The following is a 14,779-nucleotide window of genomic DNA, read 5'->3' on the forward strand; positions in this document are numbered from 1 at the left end:
CCTGCCGTCGTTGCTCCTTCGCCCTTTGCCGCGACTGAACTCACCGAGAGATAGGATTAACCACTGAGAGGGAACAAATAGCATGAACACACAGAACATTAACGTCAAAACCGCCACGCCAAAATCTTCCGAAAGATACGCAAAAAATGGCGAATTGCTCGTTGTAGGGCAGGTGGTTTACACCCATTTGTATCAACAAGGTAGGGGGGTTATCTATGGCATTCAAGGAGAGCAATCGCCTGACACTGTAAACAATAGTTTTGGAGGTGTTATATGCAGCGGAGGTAATGCAACTTTTAATATAGCTTTTGAATCAGGCTCATTAAGCAAAGAACTACCTGAATGTATTTTACATGGTGTTCAATGGACTATCTACGATGAAGTAATGAATACAACTGATGTAGTGAAAATTTATCGCAGTGCATTAGCCGCAGAACTGGAAAGACTCAATGATGACGAAGCCCAAAGAGTCGCGTTTGACAATGCTGTTGAGAATATTAAAAAAGCGCCAGAATATGCAAAACTAAAACAAGGTAATAGTGACATAACTCTAGCAACAAGTAATATCCGCAAAGAATTAAAAGCAGCGTATCCAAATGCAAAATTTTCAGTGCGTAAACGAAACTACAATTGTGTTTATGTTAACTGGACTGATGGCCCAACACAGAATGAAGTGAAAACCATCATAAAGAAATATGAAGGCGGCCGTTTTAATGGGATGAAGGATATCTATGAATCTAATTCAACGCCATTTAATGAAGTTTATGGGAGTGTCGAGTATCTTTTTTCAAATCGCGAATACAGTGACATTTTAACAGAAAAAGCAATAAAACAATTTAATGAAAAGAATGAAAACAGGTTCAATATAGAGATTAATTTAGATAAGTACAAAGCAGGGGAGTTATGGCGTATTGGAATTAGTGATTTTTGTCATGGTCATGGAGTGCAGGGAGAAATAGATAATATGCGTACTAAGTTAAGTGATATTTAGAATGATCATTTTACTCTCTGATTTAAATTTTGGATCAGAGAGTTTTTTTAAAATAAATATTCCAGTTGTACGTTGTAAAAATGCAGAAGACATGCCGGTTGAAAATAATAATTTCAATTGTGACTAAAAATCGTGGCTTGATTCATAATGTGCACTGTGATCCAATTTTATTTTTCTGAATGGGTTGTCGAAATAGGGAGAATGGCCGTGCCTGTAAGATATTTTCCCCATTGAGGGGCTAATATCTTATTCCCCGCCCACCCGATGCAAAATAAAAAACTTTTGCATCAGCCATCTGCCCCAAGGGGCTCCCAAGTTAGACAAACTTATCCACATATACACAATCAACGATTTTTTTCTTGCTCCGCAAAAAATCCGCTGGCGTTCATTTCACCCCTGGATGGGGGTGAAATTTCTCTGGCTTTGTTTCATGTGCATATATGGATAAGTTTGCTGACTCGGTAAGTTAGGTGATTATTTGCTGTTCTTGTAGCTCATGTAGATTTTATTAACTTCCTGTGCATATTGTCGGCGCTTCATATCTTGCTTGTCGTCTTTTTTAAATCCGGCATTATATGCACCCACTGCATCCCAGTTTACGCCCCAACGTTTAAAAGCGATCGCAAGATAATACGCACCTGTATAGATGTTAAGACAACCATCAGCGTACAGATTTTGAGGGGTAATGCCAAAATCGGCAAGGTGAGCAAAATTCTGAGAATGTATTTGCATTCTACCCACCGCATATTCTTGCTGTGATTTTACATTCAATGCTGTGTCCCTATGTGATGACTCTCTGAATGCGATTGCTCGTAATAAATCCGGATCAATATGATAATCCCGTCCCGCTTTATCGAAACAGTCCGAGCCGAAACTAGATACCGAGAAAAGCAAAAGAAAAAGTAGACAAGAGACCTTCATGATATGAATCCGTTCAAAGTAGGCATAATGGAATATTGCCATTTTTGACAAAAAAGAGATACTCGAATATTCAAAAATCGAGTCCAGAGAACGGGGGTTAAATAGTCTCTTCTAAAGATAACTTCTCACATCCCACGCAAAATTTTATTTTGCCTGATTTGCCTTTTAAATTAGGTTGTTATCATTTTTGTTAAGTGATTTTTGTAGTGTTTTTACGATGTTACCAGCCACATATAGCGCTGTATAGTGGTTACAAAGGATGGTTATAAGGCGTAATCAGTGTGTAATTAATTATATTCAATGGCTTACAAATCTAGTGGCTCATTTGTGGCTGCTTTTGGTGTGTGGATTGGTGCTGCTTTTTAAGGTGAATGGCTAATTTTAGCGAGTTTGGTTCCGGGTTTGCGGGGGGAGGGTGTGCCTGATTGTGCGCTAATACCTACCTTTTCCTGTGCTGTATGATTAATGGCTAGGTTAGTAGTGAGCTAATTAGTGTCTTATAATGGTTTAATTAGTGCCTTATTAGTGTCTTATTAGTGCTTAATTATATTCGCTTACACACCTTTGTGGTTTATCGGTGTGTTGATTGGTGCTGATTACTCTTAATTCAGTGCTTATCTATGTGGGGTTGATTTGTTGATTTATTGATCAAATGACTGTTGTGGCTGCTGGGTGTGGGCCTAAATTGCTGCATTGTGTGGGGTATTAATCTCTTAAATATGCTACGGTGCTGGATTGTGCGCTACATGCTATTTGAACGGAGATATATATCGTGCCAAGGCAAAATATTTATATGAAACAAAAGACTCTCGATGGAATAAGAAAACTGGTGGATGAACGAAAAGCCGAGGGGGCTTCTGCTTCTGAGGTCAATATGTCAAGTATGGGGGCAGAACTGCTTGAGATAGGATTGCGTGTTACGCAGAATATGAGAAAGAAAACTGAAGGTGAAAGTCCGGAGCAGATATTTAATCGTACCCTGATGGAAGAGTGTGTTAAAAGTCGCGTCGCTATTCAAGAAATACTTAGCATGTTCTTTAGCGTACAGGAAATTAAAGATGATTCCCGTTTCAGCTATTCACTTCAGGTGGAGAAGATGAAAGGAGAAGTCGCTAGTATTGTAGAAAGAGCATTCCCCAAAAGTGAATGATTTTTAAGCTCATCAAATTAGGCACCTTGCTAAGGTGAGGTGCTTTTCTAAAAAAAGTCACTCCATCATTTATCATACTAATTATCATTCGGTGTTAATCTTTGTTTTAACTTGTAAAAAACACTATGTGATCTTTAATTGCTTAAAAAGCAGTCAGCAAATAAACGTCATATAACAAATAATAATCTTTAATTGTGACTTAAGTCGAATTAATTTTCTTTACATGAAATGAATATGTGGTAAAAATAACAATCATTAATATTTGTTAAGTATATGCTTACTTGAATAATCTGAAATTAATATTATGTTGAAATTGGCTAGAATTATTGTTCTTGTTTTGTATGGTCTTTTTGGAATGTCTGGTTGGTATCATTATGATTCATTACTAAAAATGTCAACAGCTTATAAAGGGGAGGATATATTATCATCAGATATGACTATAAATTATGTCAGATCTATGGTCTGGTATCACTCAAGAGGTAAGTTACAGGAGATACGTTCTATCCTTTTAAATGATGATTTAACTAAGCGTGTTCGTATAGAAATGCGTATTAAAAATATGTTAATGCATCGCTCGTCTGCCTATATTAGAGAGTTTAATTCATTAAAAACCCCTGTAAATGAATTGGGAAGTTGGTATCAAAATAATTTTGATTTTGATGATTTCCTACATGATGTTTATGAAGTTGTATTTGATCAAAGCTTAACTGTTGACGATAAGGTTCGTAATATCACAGATATAATGGAAGTTTATCAAAACATTACTAATAGTAAATTAACTGATAATCTGGTGAAAACACAAGGAGCTGTAAATGGTTACTAAAAAGGTAGCAATTATTCTTTCAGGATGTGGTGTATATGATGGTGCGGAAATTAATGAGGTTGTATTAACTTTATTAGCATTGGAGGAACATCAGGTTTCATATCAGTGTTTCGCACCCGATATCAACATGTATCATACGGTCAACCATATTTCAGGTTCTCCTTCGCAGGAAAAAAGAAATGTTTTGATTGAGTCAGCAAGAATTGTTAGAGGTAATGCACAGCCTATTAGTGAGTGTAAAGTCAATGATTTCTCTTCACTTATCATTCCTGGTGGATTTGGTGTGGCAAAAAATCTATCTGACTTTGCATTTAATGGAGGAGATTTGGCTATTAATAATGACGTATTAACTATTTTGAAGGCATTTAAAAACGCTAAAAAGCCTGTAGGTTATATGTGTATTGCTCCAGTTTTACTTCCACTTGTTTATGGTGCAGGTGTTATCGTGACAATCGGTAATGACAAAGAAACCATTGCAGTCATTGAAAGCATGGGTGGAGTACATCATGTTGCGGGAGTTGGTGATATTGTTGTTGATACAGTTAATAATGTTGTTACAACACCTGCATATATGCTTGCCAACTCCATCATTGAAGCCAAGTCAGGAATAGATAAGCTTGTTAGTCAAGTTGTTGAGTTGAGCTAGCTGATTTTGTTTTTTTTTGCATTAGTCGCTGAGGTCTCACTTTTTGCTCTAATTATTATTTTGTTTAATTATAAAGAAACATATGATGAAAAAGACAAAGTGAGCCCATCTATTTCATATGATGTCAATGTTAGGCAAGTGATATTGAATGGTCAGTTTGTCGTGACTTCATTCCGTAGTGGATCTTTAAATCATTTGCTTTTTGAGTATCTATACAGCAACCCTGATCGTAAAATCAGCTTTGATGAGTTGGATGAAAAAATACTTAAAGGGAGACATATTAATCTGAATAAGGTCAGTGATGCCATGGGTTTTCGGTGTGAACTGAAGCGTTTGCTTTTTACATGTGGTTCGGATTTTATCATCTTTCACCCCAACCGATTAGTAGATTACGATGGTGTGCTAAAAATAACATAACTTCTCATAGGTGTGATGGAGCTCTTTTTTCAAAATTAGGGCATATGCTCCATCACCTATATTTTTAAATATGAACTTAACTATTTGATTTACATGCGTTTATAACTTCCCACCTCATTTTCTGACTTGTTCTGACTATATCTTTTTTCTTCCGACTTATTCCGACTTCTGTTTATGCCATTTATTTATTAGGCTTTTCATGTAAAGTTTATTTCAGATTTTACATTAGCCTCATGAACGGTATTAACTGATTATTGAAAAATTTCAATAATCGAATGAGACTTGTATTTATTAATCTTGGCATTTTTTGTTGTATTAGCTATATCTAAAGGTATCATATGGGCATTAACTTTTTATCTGTGATTATTACTATTTTTAGAGTGATAACTATTTGCTATACAAGAAATAAATTGATATATTTAATATTAGATGTGAAACATTTTTTCCTATGTGCACATGATAATTTGGAAAAACGTCCATGCAGGGAGTTGGAACCTCCCCACATGAACTAACCACACTAACCCTTCAGTCTAAGGAACAGGTTATATGGCTACGCATGATCCTATTGATCTGCATGACAGATCACAAGCCTTTCATAAAGAATTTTTCAATCACCACTTGGTTGGTGCAGATCCTTGGTATATAAAAGACGCAGAATCGTGCTACGTGTCCGCCAGCAAAGCGTGGTATGAGCTGATTTCTTTGCCACTGGATATTATGCTAGCAGGCAAAAAAGGGCGTGATACTTTTTCTTTGATGTTTCCTCTTGAGCAAGAAATGAGCTCACATGAAAGATATGTTAGGGAATCTGGTAATCCGATCGAATTATTAGTAATCAATAAATTCATCGAGGAAAGATCTTTCACTCCTTTTGTTTTTTCTATTAGAAAATTCTCGAATGACTTGACTATCACAAAGGTCACTCGACCTTCTAATTTTGATGTGGACTATTATCTTCTTGATGAGGTATCAACCTGTTATTTAATAAAAGGCGGTGAAAAGCTATCAATACATGATTTCATTGATTCTCTCTCAGAAAAAAATCCTTTAAATATTTTTACACATCGGGAGTGGGATATTGGTTGGCTGATAGTTATGGGGTATACCCATAAAGAAATATCTCATCATCTGGATATAAGAAAGAGCTATGTAGATAATATGGCTGTGAAGATTTACTCATCATTAGGCGGAGGGGCAGATAGAGATATATTTAAATTTGTGTCTTCTGTCTTGGGGTGGTGGCAATTCATCCCATACACCTTTATTAATAAACCTAAGATTTTCCCTTACATGCTACACATGTATTAATAAACAGTGAGCAATGTTCACTGTTTATTAAATCAGTGAACAATGTTCAGTATTTTCAACATGGTAAAAGTATGAAACAATCAACCATATTCACAGAGTGACTATATTTAACTTTGCAGTAACTTAACCAGTGCCAGGGAAATTTAGTATGGATGCCAAAAATAAAAAATATAAGCCAATCTCAATCTATATAGTTATTAGTGCAGAATCCAATAAGTGTTTGACTGAATCAGCTTTAAAGGCGGGACGGTCTAAACGTATAGAAGCCATGTTACGTCTCAATCATAGTCTTAAGAATGATTCCTATGTTGATGGGGACTACTGGGAAATTATCACGGACAAAGATGCGAAATAACCAGTGATTTCAAATCACTGGTTATTTATACGGTGATTCAATTTCACGGATTTTAAATCAAAAATTTTTATGGAATAATTACCATGAAATCTAAAATTTTCCGATATAGATAGTTATAGAACCAACACTAGGAACATTTTTAATGAATGATAATAATAAAAACTACAAACCTATAACCGTGTCAGTTGTACTGAGCAGTGAGTCTAATAAGCGGTTGACTGAAGCCGCTGAAAAGGCTGGGCGCTCTAAGCGCATCGAAGCCATGTTACGTATTGCTCACCACCTCAAAACCATTCCTGAAGTTGACGGGAATTACTGGGAAATTATTTCGGACAAAGAGACGACATAATTCTATTTAAGATATTTCTTGGTTAATCAATTTTGTTATTCCCCGCAATAACAGTCGGGTGAGGCTTGCCCAAATTCAGGGCAGGCATTTTCCGTGCGGTAGCCATAGCTGTCTATCACCACGCTGGATATTTCTTTTTAACAGTGATATCCACGGTGGAAATAGTTCTGCCGGTGAAGTCTTTTACTATTTTATACGGAGATAAAAATGTCAGAAATTTCAATTATGAATGGGGTCGATATTAAACCCGCTAAAAAAGGGTTACTGACCCGCGTGATGGCGGCTGCAAACAACAAATCCGCCAAAGCATTGGTGAAATATCTTGCGGCACCACTGGCTGTCTGGATGTGTGCTCAGGGTTTTGCTCGCGCTGAGGACCTGGCGGCTGCGGGACGTACTGATGTGGAAGATACCTTTGGTTCAGACTCCACCATGATGTACTACTTCATGGTAGCGGAAGTGGTGTTGGTTTTCCTGCTGTACCTCAAAACCCATAATCCAGCCACTTTCCTGCTGATCCCCGTATTCATCGTCGTCACCAAAGTTATTTTCTCCATGATTGGTGGCACTGGGACCTAAGTCGCGTTTTCAGGATGAATCGTTATGAATGAGGATAAACAATCTCGCTATCAGTTTCCTCAGACGTTCTCAGAACAGCGCCGCATCATCGGAATACCTCTGGATGAAGCGATTGCAGCCATGACCCCCCTATGTTGGGGGGTTATTTATAATCACCACTTTGCAGGGCTGATTATTGGCGCGGTGCTCTGGTTTGCGCTGAACTGGTTCAAAAAAGGACGCGGTTCTACCTGGTTGTACAACATGTGTTACTGGTATCTGCCGTCCTATCTATTCAAGGGGCTTTACAAAGTACTGCCCGACTCAAGCTACCGTTTGTGGTTAAAGTAACAGGAGACAATGTATGGAATTGAGTGCGCGTCGCTCAACCACAAAATTTGTTTCTCTGGTTTATATTCTTCTGCTGTTTTTTCTTGGATTAAGTCTTGCAGGCAACCTTTTTGCCTGGATGCAGATTGAACGACTCGTTAATTCACGGGAAGAAACCTTCATTCCCATGATGTTTGATGCCCCGTTTACGCTGTCACGTAACCACGCCGACAGTAATTATCTGCAACAGACCGCCGAGTCCTTTCTGTTCTTAAGACTCAATGTCACCCCTGAAAATGTTGCTGCGCAACACACCTCCCTGCTGAGATTTTTCTCTTCGGAAGACCGTGTTGAAATGGCAAAAGCCCTGAAAGAAGAAGAAAACCAGATAGTAACAAATAATGTGACCTCCGCTTTTTATGCCTCTGGATTTAAGGTCTATCCCGCTTCTGGCGTGATCGACATTCAAGGGGAACTCAAGACCTGGTTAGGCAATAAACCCCTACCGCCAGAGCACAAATCCTATCGGTTGACACTTCACTATAAGAACGGTGTTACCCAGCTCAAAAGTTTCAAGGAGATTGTCGATGCAAAAACGAAATAGTCATCTTCAGTTATTGCTCGCCGGTGTGTGTGGCACAGTACTGTGCGCTTCTGCACAGGCCAATGTTGCCCCGCAACAAATCCCTTTTACGCCTGATGCTCAGGTCAATTTGGTGTTGAGTAATACGAACCCGAACATGCTGGTTGTGCCGGGCGACCGGATTGTCGCCATTGACAGTAATGACGGTATGTTGGGTGACAGTAAAGGGAAAACGGGGCAGCAGAATGGGGGGGTCGTTTTAACCACCGTGCAGGATAAACCCTTTACGTTCTATCTGCGTACTGAGGCGGGACAATCACTGTCAGTGGTCGCCACGCCACAAAAAAGCGCAGGCCGAACCTATCATCTAATGTCTCAACGTCCGGTAAAACGTCCGGCGGCCCAGAAATGGGAAACCTCACAACCTTATGTTTCCACGTTGGTTGATATCCAAAAAGCCGTTTCTCGTGGTGAAATCCCCCCCCATTTCACGGAAGGCCCGGCCACCCAGTTACCGACGTTTATGACGTTACCGGCGATGTTACAGGCTCAACCGGAAACCATGTGGACGGGAGGCGAACTGCGGGTGTATCGCTATCGTGTGCGCAATACCGGAACGGTCGGTATGGCGTTGCCTGAGCGGTTTTTCTCAGCTCCCGGTGTTCGGTCTGTCATGATCTCGCCCTATACCTCCACGTTATTACCTTCCGCCCAGGCCACGGTCTTCATCACAATGTCGGCAGGATAAGGGGGAAGCATGGCGAATATTAATATCATCACCAAGCGAAAACAGAACCTGACGCTAATAGCCGTTGCCGTAGGATTATCGTTGGTTGCCGGAGTAGGGTACTACCTGAGTTTACCGGCCCAAAAATCAGTCAAGCAGAAAACCACCAAAGAGCCAGTGCCCGATATGACCGGTGTCGTCGATACGACGTTTGACAAGAAAATTGGTCAGAAGGCGATTGCCGATATCCAGAATACCGCTAATCAGGCCGATAAAAAAATCAGTAGCTTTGAAGCCCGATTGAAAAAACTGGAGGAAGAAAAGCGCCACAGTAACGAAAAGATAGTTTCACAGGAAAATGAACTGCTTCAGTTACGTTCACAGCTGGAAAGTGTATTAGGTGAGGATGGCAGCACCCCAGCCGGAATGCCGCAACCCAACTTTGGTGCCAACAAGGGCGCGGTTCCTCCGCCGACGGCATTTTATCCTCCGGGCAATGCGCCTGCTAATTACCAGATATCGCCACAACCGAGTAATACCTTATCTTCCATGACCATTTCTTACGATACGGACAAAGAAGCGGGGCCGGAATTACCGTATGTACCATCCGGGAGTTTTGCCTCGGCAGACATCATTGAGGGCGCAGACACCAATGCATCGGTGACGGGAAGCAGTGATCCGTCGCCCATGCAATTCCGTTTAACCGGCAAAATCATCATGCCGAATGACCGTGAGTATGATGCGAGAGGCTGCATGGTCACCGCCGCAGGTTATGGCGATATTTCGAGTGAACGCGCCCTGATCCGCACGCAAAACCTGTCCTGCCACCTGAACGGTAAAACGGTCGATATCCCCTTTAAGGGACACGTCTCTTTTGCCGGAAAGAATGGTATTAAAGGTGAACCGGTGATGCGTAACGGAAAAATAATAGGCTGGGCGTTTGCCGCCGGTGCTGTGGACGGCATAGGCAACGGTGTGGCCAATGTGGGCAGTCAAACGGTGGGTTTGGGTGCCGTAGCCAGTACCGGTGGTTCGGATGTTGCCCGAGGGGCGTTGGGGGGAGGTGCTTCACAGGTCGGTAAAACCCTCAGTGATTATTACATCAAGCGGGCGGAACAATACCATCCGGTGATCCCCATCGGTGCTGGTGCTGAAGTTACCGTGGTCTTTCAGGAAGGTTTTCAGTTGAAGTATGTGGCGGATAAACCTAAAAAAACCACTGCAACAGAACAAGCCAAAGATGTTGCCAATACCGGCATTACCGTCACGGCCGATGCCCTGAGAGATATCAATATGGGCGACTATATTCCCAAATCTGCACCGTAGTGACCTCCTGAAATCCTATTTTTATTCTGCCTGTAAGGGACCTGACAATGCAAAACACAATAGCTGCCATAACGGTCGAACGAGACACACTGGGTTACTGGACTCACCCTGATTTTTTCACGCCAGCAAACGGCGGTGAATTCGGTGTTGACGGTGAGTTTGACGCCTGGCTGCAAAAAAATAACCTCCGTGCCTGGCACACCTTTATGACCGATGAAGATGATATTGAGGAGTCGATGGATCAAGCCTATGAGAAAAGTGGCCAGGGCGATTGCAGCCACTGGACACCCTCTGATGTTGATGAGGGTAAAGGCGGCTGGTTTATGGCCTCCATTCATGACAGCGATTACGGCCCGGTTTGTGTCTGGCTAAGGAGCAATACCGATGAATAACTCTGAATTTCCGCGTTTTATCCGCAACAAAATAACGGTCATCACCTGTACCAGCAGCCTCGCTGATATTTCCGACTCAGACCTTGCAGCTAAAGCCGCTGCGGCCAATTGTAGTTTTCGCATCATCCTTCGTTTGCCAGCCAGCCCCTATCCAGTTGAGAGGGATGAACATGATTGTCACGCGTAAATGTTTCATCACTACTGAAAGCGAGCTACAGAGCTGCCGTCAATTGCTAGCCAGTAGTACCGACTCACTGGCGGGTATTCAGGTTGCTGCTGGAAGTGGCAGCGGCATCTACAAGCGCATTCTTGAATGTCGAGAGATGGCCGAACGCGTGCGACGGCTGATGCCACCAACCCCATGCCATGATAGCTATATGTTGCTCGATCATCTGTCGTATATGGACAGCTGGTTAACTCACTTGGCGATGACGCTGCCACAAGACCCTGACACATTGCCTCTGAAACAATGGGTTCTCGCTGGGGATGCCACCCTGATTTATTTGGCTAAGCCATACAATGCTGAAGCAGTGAGGAAGGGGATATCTTTCACATCAGACAACCACAACGGGAATGAAAAATAATGAAAAACATTCTTCTTACTCCCTTATTAGGAAGTGTGCTGTTACTGACCGGGTGCGTCGGCATGAACAGTGATTTTACCTGTAACGAGACGGTGCAGGATCAGTGCATGACCATGGAGCAAGCCAACAGCAAAGCCCGCTTCAAGCAAGAGGGGGCAGGGGCCATCAAGGGAAAGCCGGTTTCGCCGGTGACGTTACCGGCTGTCGTTAACCCGCAACCGTCATCCGTGCCGGTAACATCCCGCATGGCTCCTGCTACTCACTCGTCATCGCTGCTGAAAACCCCCGCCGTTCCATCAACAACTCACGCTCAGGCAAATGCAGTCACTCAGGTAACACCGCCCGTCACCACATTTCGTCCGAGTGTTGCCCCCCAGGCAGTGACAGTGTATCGAGACACCTACAGTGATATTGGCATGATCCCCCCAATCCGACAGAACGCCTCCACCTCCCGTCTTTGGGTTGCCGCATGGGTCGATGAACACGACACCTATCATCAACCTTCTGTCGTGTCATTTGTGGTCACGCCGTCCCATTGGGCGGGTGCAGGAGCACCGCAATGAACCTTGATAACCTTTTCTCCGGTTTGTTAGGCGACTGGCGTAAACCTGACGGGGCCAACAAGGCCAATCAACAGATGGAAGAGATGGACTATCCGCAGTTCAGCAGTCTGTTGAAATACCGCATGTATGACCGCGAGTCCGGATTGTTCATCAATGATAAAACGGTAGGGTTTGTGCTGGAATGTGCCCCGTTGGTGGGGGCCAATGAGAATATCGTTGAGGCACTGGATTATTTTCTACGCAATAAATTGCCCCGCAAAGTGCCGCTGACCTTTACGTTACTGGGGAGCAAATGTGTCAGCCATTTACTTGACTACGGGTTGTCAGATTCAAGTTGGACAGGCCCGATGCGGCATAAATTCAATCATATCACTCAGGCATACTATGAAAGTGGTGCCCTGAATGGTTTGCCTAACAAAAAAGGGTATCCCTTAACGCTGCGTAATTACCGGTTGTTTGTCAGCTACGCCGAAGAGCACAGCCATCCGGACGACAGTACCCTTAATGGAATTCATCAGACACTCAGCACTATCCAACAGGCGTTGAATGCGGCTCAACTTTTCTCCCGCGAACTCGATGCTCAGGGGCTGTTGTCAGTGGTGCACGAAATGGCGAACTTCCGGCATAACCAGATATCCCCCTCTTCCGTCAAATACAACCCGTATGATGAAATCAATACGCAGTGTGTCGACCGATCCATCAATCTGAATATTCAGGCAGACCATATCGTGCAGAGCCTGTCCTCTTCTTCGGGCCGCCAAACGACCCGTATCAAGAGTTTCATGCTAGAGAAGAACCCGGATAAGTTTTTCCTTTGGCAGCAGGGCGACAATATTAGCCGTTTGCTGGACCCGACATCGAGCATCCCCTGCCCGTTTGTCATGACACTGACGGTAGAAGTTGAGGGGCAAAAATCGACGCAGAACGAGGCCAATACCAAATTCATCAGTCTCGATAAAAAGGCCAACTCCGCCTTTGCTAAATGGGTGCCGGGTGTCAAAGATGCCTATAAAGAGTGGGGGGCGGTTCGTGAGCGCCTGAATAAAAATCAGTCCTCACTGGCCCGCTATTTCTTTAACATCACTTTGTTCAACGAAGATAATGACGCTATCGCGCAGAAAAATGAAAATGCGGTGCTGAATACCTACCGTAATAACGGCTTATCGCTGTTTTGCCCCACGTTTATGCAGATGCGCAATTACCTGAGTATCTTCCCGTTTCTCCCGCAAGAAGGTCTCTGGAATGACCTTAAACGGACGGGGGCGACATTACGGGCTGAAGCTTTTCATGTGGCCAATATGTTCCCGATCATCGGTGACAACCGGGGTAATATGAAAGGTCTGCCGATCCCGTCTTACCGCAACCAGCTCGCGTTCCTGAACCTGTTTGACCAGCACTCACCCTATGGCAACGATAACTACAATCTGGCGATTGCGGGTTATTCCGGCAGTGGGAAGTCTTTTCTAATGCAGTCGATTATCCGACAAATCCTCGACAGTGGGGGACGGTGCTGGGTATTTGATATGGGCGACTCATACAAAGGATTGTGCACCAATGTGGGCGGTGTCTATCTGGATGCCTCAGAACTGAGATTCAATCCGTTTGCCAACATAGTCGATATTGGCGAGTCCGCAGAGAGCATCCGTAACCTGCTGGTTGTGTTGGCTAACCCGTCAGGGGATATGGATGACACTCATCAGGCTATCATGCTGAAAGCAGTGCATGAAGTCTGGAAGAAAAAACAGAATTCAGCCCTGATTGATGATGTGGTTGATTACATTAAAAAAGAGATTAAAACGGGGGATTACAAAGACTCCATTACCGTGCGGGGACGCATGGAAGAGATTGTTATCTCACTGGATAAATACACCACCGGTGGGATTTACGGGGATTACTTCAACAGTGCAAAACCGTCACTGGATGATGAAGTCCGATTTTCCGTCTTGGAAATGGGGAAATTGCAGAACAAACCCGACCTGCTGGCGGCCATCATGTTCTCGATGATGATCTACGTTGAACAGCGTATGTATCTCGCACCCCGTAATGAAATCAAGGCGTGCGTAATTGATGAGGCCTGGAAATTGCTGTCCAACGAAAACAAACGGGCTGAGGCCTTTATCGAAGATGGATACCGGACAGCCCGTAAATATCTTGGGGCCTATATCACCATTTCGCAGGGGATACAGGATTTTGACGGCGATAAAGCCAGTGGTGCGGCACAAGCTGGCTGGTCTAACTCGTCATTTAAAATCATCATGCGGCAGGACATCGATACCTTCAAAAAATATAACCTCAAAAACGTGGGGCAATTTAATTCACTCGAACAGGCCCTGATTGAGAATTTCCCGGCTGCTAAGCTCTCTGGGTTCAGTGCATTTATGCTGCGTGTCGGTGGACAGTCTACCTTCCATCGTCTGATGCTCGACCCGTTAAGCCGGGCTATGTGCTCATCCAATGGTGACGACTTTGAATTCCGTGAGCGCTGTATGCGAGAGGGAATGGACATAGACAGTACGATTTACCAACTTGCGCTCAAAGAATACCCCGAAGAAATGGCGAAACTGGAAGCCTGGGGTACAGCCGTTTAGGGGACTGTGACACCTCAATGAATAACAGTGTGATCCACCGGAGCTAATGGCAACATGGGAAATAATATTCAGATGAATAAGTGTCCTGAATGTGGGAGTCGAGTTTGCATGACGCTCTATGACCACCCCCCAAAAAAGTATGAGCATGTTTTACCTGGGTACGTTTTT

General features: G+C 43.1%; 19 protein-coding genes. 18 read left to right on the forward strand and 1 reads right to left on the reverse strand.

Annotated features, from left to right (window positions below; genetic code table 11):
- Positions 1 to 82 precede the first annotated feature (82 nt).
- The gene (locus tag AEP37_RS18615) at positions 83 to 991 is read left to right on the forward strand and encodes an LPD29 domain-containing protein (RefSeq protein WP_049614753.1); all 909 of its coding nucleotides are present in this window, start codon (positions 83 to 85) and stop codon (positions 989 to 991) included.
- A 474-nt stretch (positions 992 to 1,465) separates the two neighbouring features.
- Here the strand turns inward: AEP37_RS18615 and AEP37_RS18620 are convergent, their stop codons facing one another.
- Positions 1,466 to 1,912: a transglycosylase SLT domain-containing protein gene (locus AEP37_RS18620; protein WP_049614754.1), complete on the reverse strand. Its 447-nt coding sequence runs from the start codon at positions 1,910 to 1,912 to the stop codon at positions 1,466 to 1,468.
- Positions 1,913 to 2,684: 772 nt separating this feature from the next.
- Here AEP37_RS18620 and traM point away from each other — a divergent pair.
- The 17 genes from traM (at position 2,685) to traC (ending at position 14,611) form a co-directional block, all read left to right on the forward strand.
- Complete coding sequence (gene traM / locus AEP37_RS18625) at positions 2,685 to 3,062, forward strand: conjugal transfer relaxosome DNA-binding protein TraM (RefSeq protein ID WP_072086350.1); 378 nt, start codon at positions 2,685 to 2,687, stop codon at positions 3,060 to 3,062.
- Positions 3,063 to 3,366: 304 nt separating this feature from the next.
- The gene (locus AEP37_RS18630; protein WP_072086351.1) at positions 3,367 to 3,885 is read left to right on the forward strand and encodes a hypothetical protein; all 519 of its coding nucleotides are present in this window, start codon (positions 3,367 to 3,369) and stop codon (positions 3,883 to 3,885) included.
- A complete protein-coding gene (elbB, locus tag AEP37_RS18635) occupies positions 3,875 to 4,531 on the forward strand; it encodes an isoprenoid biosynthesis glyoxalase ElbB (RefSeq protein WP_049614756.1) in 657 nt (218 codons plus the stop codon). The genes AEP37_RS18630 and elbB overlap by 11 nt, the downstream gene beginning before the upstream one ends.
- Positions 4,532 to 4,537: 6 nt before the next feature.
- Entirely contained in the window at positions 4,538 to 4,948 is a 411-nt protein-coding gene (locus AEP37_RS18640) for a hypothetical protein (RefSeq protein ID WP_049614757.1), read from the forward strand.
- A gap of 546 nt (positions 4,949 to 5,494) precedes the next feature.
- On the forward strand, positions 5,495 to 6,256 hold the full coding sequence (locus tag AEP37_RS18645) for a MalT transcriptional regulator family protein (RefSeq protein WP_049614758.1): 762 nt from the start codon (positions 5,495 to 5,497) through the stop codon (positions 6,254 to 6,256).
- A gap of 148 nt (positions 6,257 to 6,404) precedes the next feature.
- Positions 6,405 to 6,611, forward strand: a complete 207-nt coding sequence (locus AEP37_RS18650) for a TraY domain-containing protein (RefSeq protein ID WP_049614759.1) — start codon at positions 6,405 to 6,407, stop codon at positions 6,609 to 6,611.
- A 142-nt stretch (positions 6,612 to 6,753) separates the two neighbouring features.
- Positions 6,754 to 6,960, forward strand: coding sequence for a TraY domain-containing protein (locus tag AEP37_RS18655; RefSeq protein ID WP_049614760.1), 207 nt, complete (start codon positions 6,754 to 6,756; stop codon positions 6,958 to 6,960).
- Positions 6,961 to 7,167: 207 nt separating this feature from the next.
- Positions 7,168 to 7,539: a type IV conjugative transfer system pilin TraA gene (locus tag AEP37_RS18660; RefSeq protein ID WP_049614761.1), complete on the forward strand. Its 372-nt coding sequence runs from the start codon at positions 7,168 to 7,170 to the stop codon at positions 7,537 to 7,539.
- A 24-nt stretch (positions 7,540 to 7,563) separates the two neighbouring features.
- Complete coding sequence (gene traL / locus AEP37_RS18665; RefSeq protein ID WP_049614762.1) at positions 7,564 to 7,869, forward strand: type IV conjugative transfer system protein TraL; 306 nt, start codon at positions 7,564 to 7,566, stop codon at positions 7,867 to 7,869.
- 13 nt (positions 7,870 to 7,882) lie between these two features.
- On the forward strand, positions 7,883 to 8,452 hold the full coding sequence (gene traE / locus AEP37_RS18670; protein ID WP_049614763.1) for a type IV conjugative transfer system protein TraE: 570 nt from the start codon (positions 7,883 to 7,885) through the stop codon (positions 8,450 to 8,452).
- The gene (gene traK / locus AEP37_RS18675) at positions 8,436 to 9,179 is read left to right on the forward strand and encodes a type-F conjugative transfer system secretin TraK (protein ID WP_049614764.1); all 744 of its coding nucleotides are present in this window, start codon (positions 8,436 to 8,438) and stop codon (positions 9,177 to 9,179) included. Before traE ends, traK begins: the two co-directional genes overlap by 17 nt.
- A 9-nt stretch (positions 9,180 to 9,188) precedes the next feature.
- On the forward strand, positions 9,189 to 10,484 hold the full coding sequence (traB, locus tag AEP37_RS18680; RefSeq protein ID WP_049614765.1) for an F-type conjugal transfer pilus assembly protein TraB: 1,296 nt from the start codon (positions 9,189 to 9,191) through the stop codon (positions 10,482 to 10,484).
- A gap of 47 nt (positions 10,485 to 10,531) precedes the next feature.
- Positions 10,532 to 10,876: a hypothetical protein gene (locus AEP37_RS18685; RefSeq protein WP_049614766.1), complete on the forward strand. Its 345-nt coding sequence runs from the start codon at positions 10,532 to 10,534 to the stop codon at positions 10,874 to 10,876.
- Positions 10,869 to 11,063 (forward strand): hypothetical protein, encoded by a 195-nt coding sequence (locus AEP37_RS18690; RefSeq protein WP_049614767.1) that lies wholly within the window; start codon positions 10,869 to 10,871, stop codon positions 11,061 to 11,063. Before AEP37_RS18685 ends, AEP37_RS18690 begins: the two co-directional genes overlap by 8 nt.
- Positions 11,047 to 11,460 carry a hypothetical protein gene (locus AEP37_RS18695; protein WP_049614768.1) on the forward strand — a complete coding sequence of 138 codons (414 nt, stop codon included), beginning with the start codon at positions 11,047 to 11,049 and terminating at the stop codon, positions 11,458 to 11,460. The genes AEP37_RS18690 and AEP37_RS18695 overlap by 17 nt, the downstream gene beginning before the upstream one ends.
- Positions 11,460 to 12,023: a type IV conjugative transfer system lipoprotein TraV gene (gene traV / locus AEP37_RS18700; protein ID WP_049614769.1), complete on the forward strand. Its 564-nt coding sequence runs from the start codon at positions 11,460 to 11,462 to the stop codon at positions 12,021 to 12,023. The genes AEP37_RS18695 and traV overlap by 1 nt, the downstream gene beginning before the upstream one ends.
- Complete coding sequence (gene traC, locus AEP37_RS18705; protein ID WP_049614770.1) at positions 12,020 to 14,611, forward strand: type IV secretion system protein TraC; 2,592 nt, start codon at positions 12,020 to 12,022, stop codon at positions 14,609 to 14,611. Before traV ends, traC begins: the two co-directional genes overlap by 4 nt.
- Positions 14,612 to 14,779 lie beyond the last annotated feature (168 nt).

Origin of the sequence: Yersinia pekkanenii (genome assembly GCF_001152565.1) — a bacterium.
Classification (GTDB): domain Bacteria; phylum Pseudomonadota; class Gammaproteobacteria; order Enterobacterales; family Enterobacteriaceae; genus Yersinia; species Yersinia pekkanenii.

Excerpts from the sequence above, each read along its gene's own strand:
- AEP37_RS18615 (WP_049614753.1), top strand. The coding sequence starts at position 83 with ATGAACACACAGAACATTAACGTCAAAACCGCCACGCCAAAATCTTCC.
- AEP37_RS18620 (WP_049614754.1), bottom strand. The coding sequence starts at position 1,912 with ATGAAGGTCTCTTGTCTACTTTTTCTTTTGCTTTTCTCGGTATCTAGT.
- AEP37_RS18630 (WP_072086351.1), top strand. The coding sequence starts at position 3,367 with ATGTTGAAATTGGCTAGAATTATTGTTCTTGTTTTGTATGGTCTTTTT.
- elbB (WP_049614756.1), top strand. The coding sequence starts at position 3,875 with ATGGTTACTAAAAAGGTAGCAATTATTCTTTCAGGATGTGGTGTATAT.
- AEP37_RS18645 (WP_049614758.1), top strand. The coding sequence starts at position 5,495 with ATGGCTACGCATGATCCTATTGATCTGCATGACAGATCACAAGCCTTT.
- AEP37_RS18650 (WP_049614759.1), top strand. The coding sequence starts at position 6,405 with ATGGATGCCAAAAATAAAAAATATAAGCCAATCTCAATCTATATAGTT.
- AEP37_RS18655 (WP_049614760.1), top strand. The coding sequence starts at position 6,754 with ATGAATGATAATAATAAAAACTACAAACCTATAACCGTGTCAGTTGTA.
- AEP37_RS18660 (WP_049614761.1), top strand. The coding sequence starts at position 7,168 with ATGTCAGAAATTTCAATTATGAATGGGGTCGATATTAAACCCGCTAAA.
- traL (WP_049614762.1), top strand. The coding sequence starts at position 7,564 with ATGAATGAGGATAAACAATCTCGCTATCAGTTTCCTCAGACGTTCTCA.
- traE (WP_049614763.1), top strand. The coding sequence starts at position 7,883 with ATGGAATTGAGTGCGCGTCGCTCAACCACAAAATTTGTTTCTCTGGTT.
- traK (WP_049614764.1), top strand. The coding sequence starts at position 8,436 with ATGCAAAAACGAAATAGTCATCTTCAGTTATTGCTCGCCGGTGTGTGT.
- traB (WP_049614765.1), top strand. The coding sequence starts at position 9,189 with ATGGCGAATATTAATATCATCACCAAGCGAAAACAGAACCTGACGCTA.
- AEP37_RS18685 (WP_049614766.1), top strand. The coding sequence starts at position 10,532 with ATGCAAAACACAATAGCTGCCATAACGGTCGAACGAGACACACTGGGT.
- AEP37_RS18690 (WP_049614767.1), top strand. The coding sequence starts at position 10,869 with ATGAATAACTCTGAATTTCCGCGTTTTATCCGCAACAAAATAACGGTC.
- AEP37_RS18695 (WP_049614768.1), top strand. The coding sequence starts at position 11,047 with ATGATTGTCACGCGTAAATGTTTCATCACTACTGAAAGCGAGCTACAG.
- traV (WP_049614769.1), top strand. The coding sequence starts at position 11,460 with ATGAAAAACATTCTTCTTACTCCCTTATTAGGAAGTGTGCTGTTACTG.
- traC (WP_049614770.1), top strand. The coding sequence starts at position 12,020 with ATGAACCTTGATAACCTTTTCTCCGGTTTGTTAGGCGACTGGCGTAAA.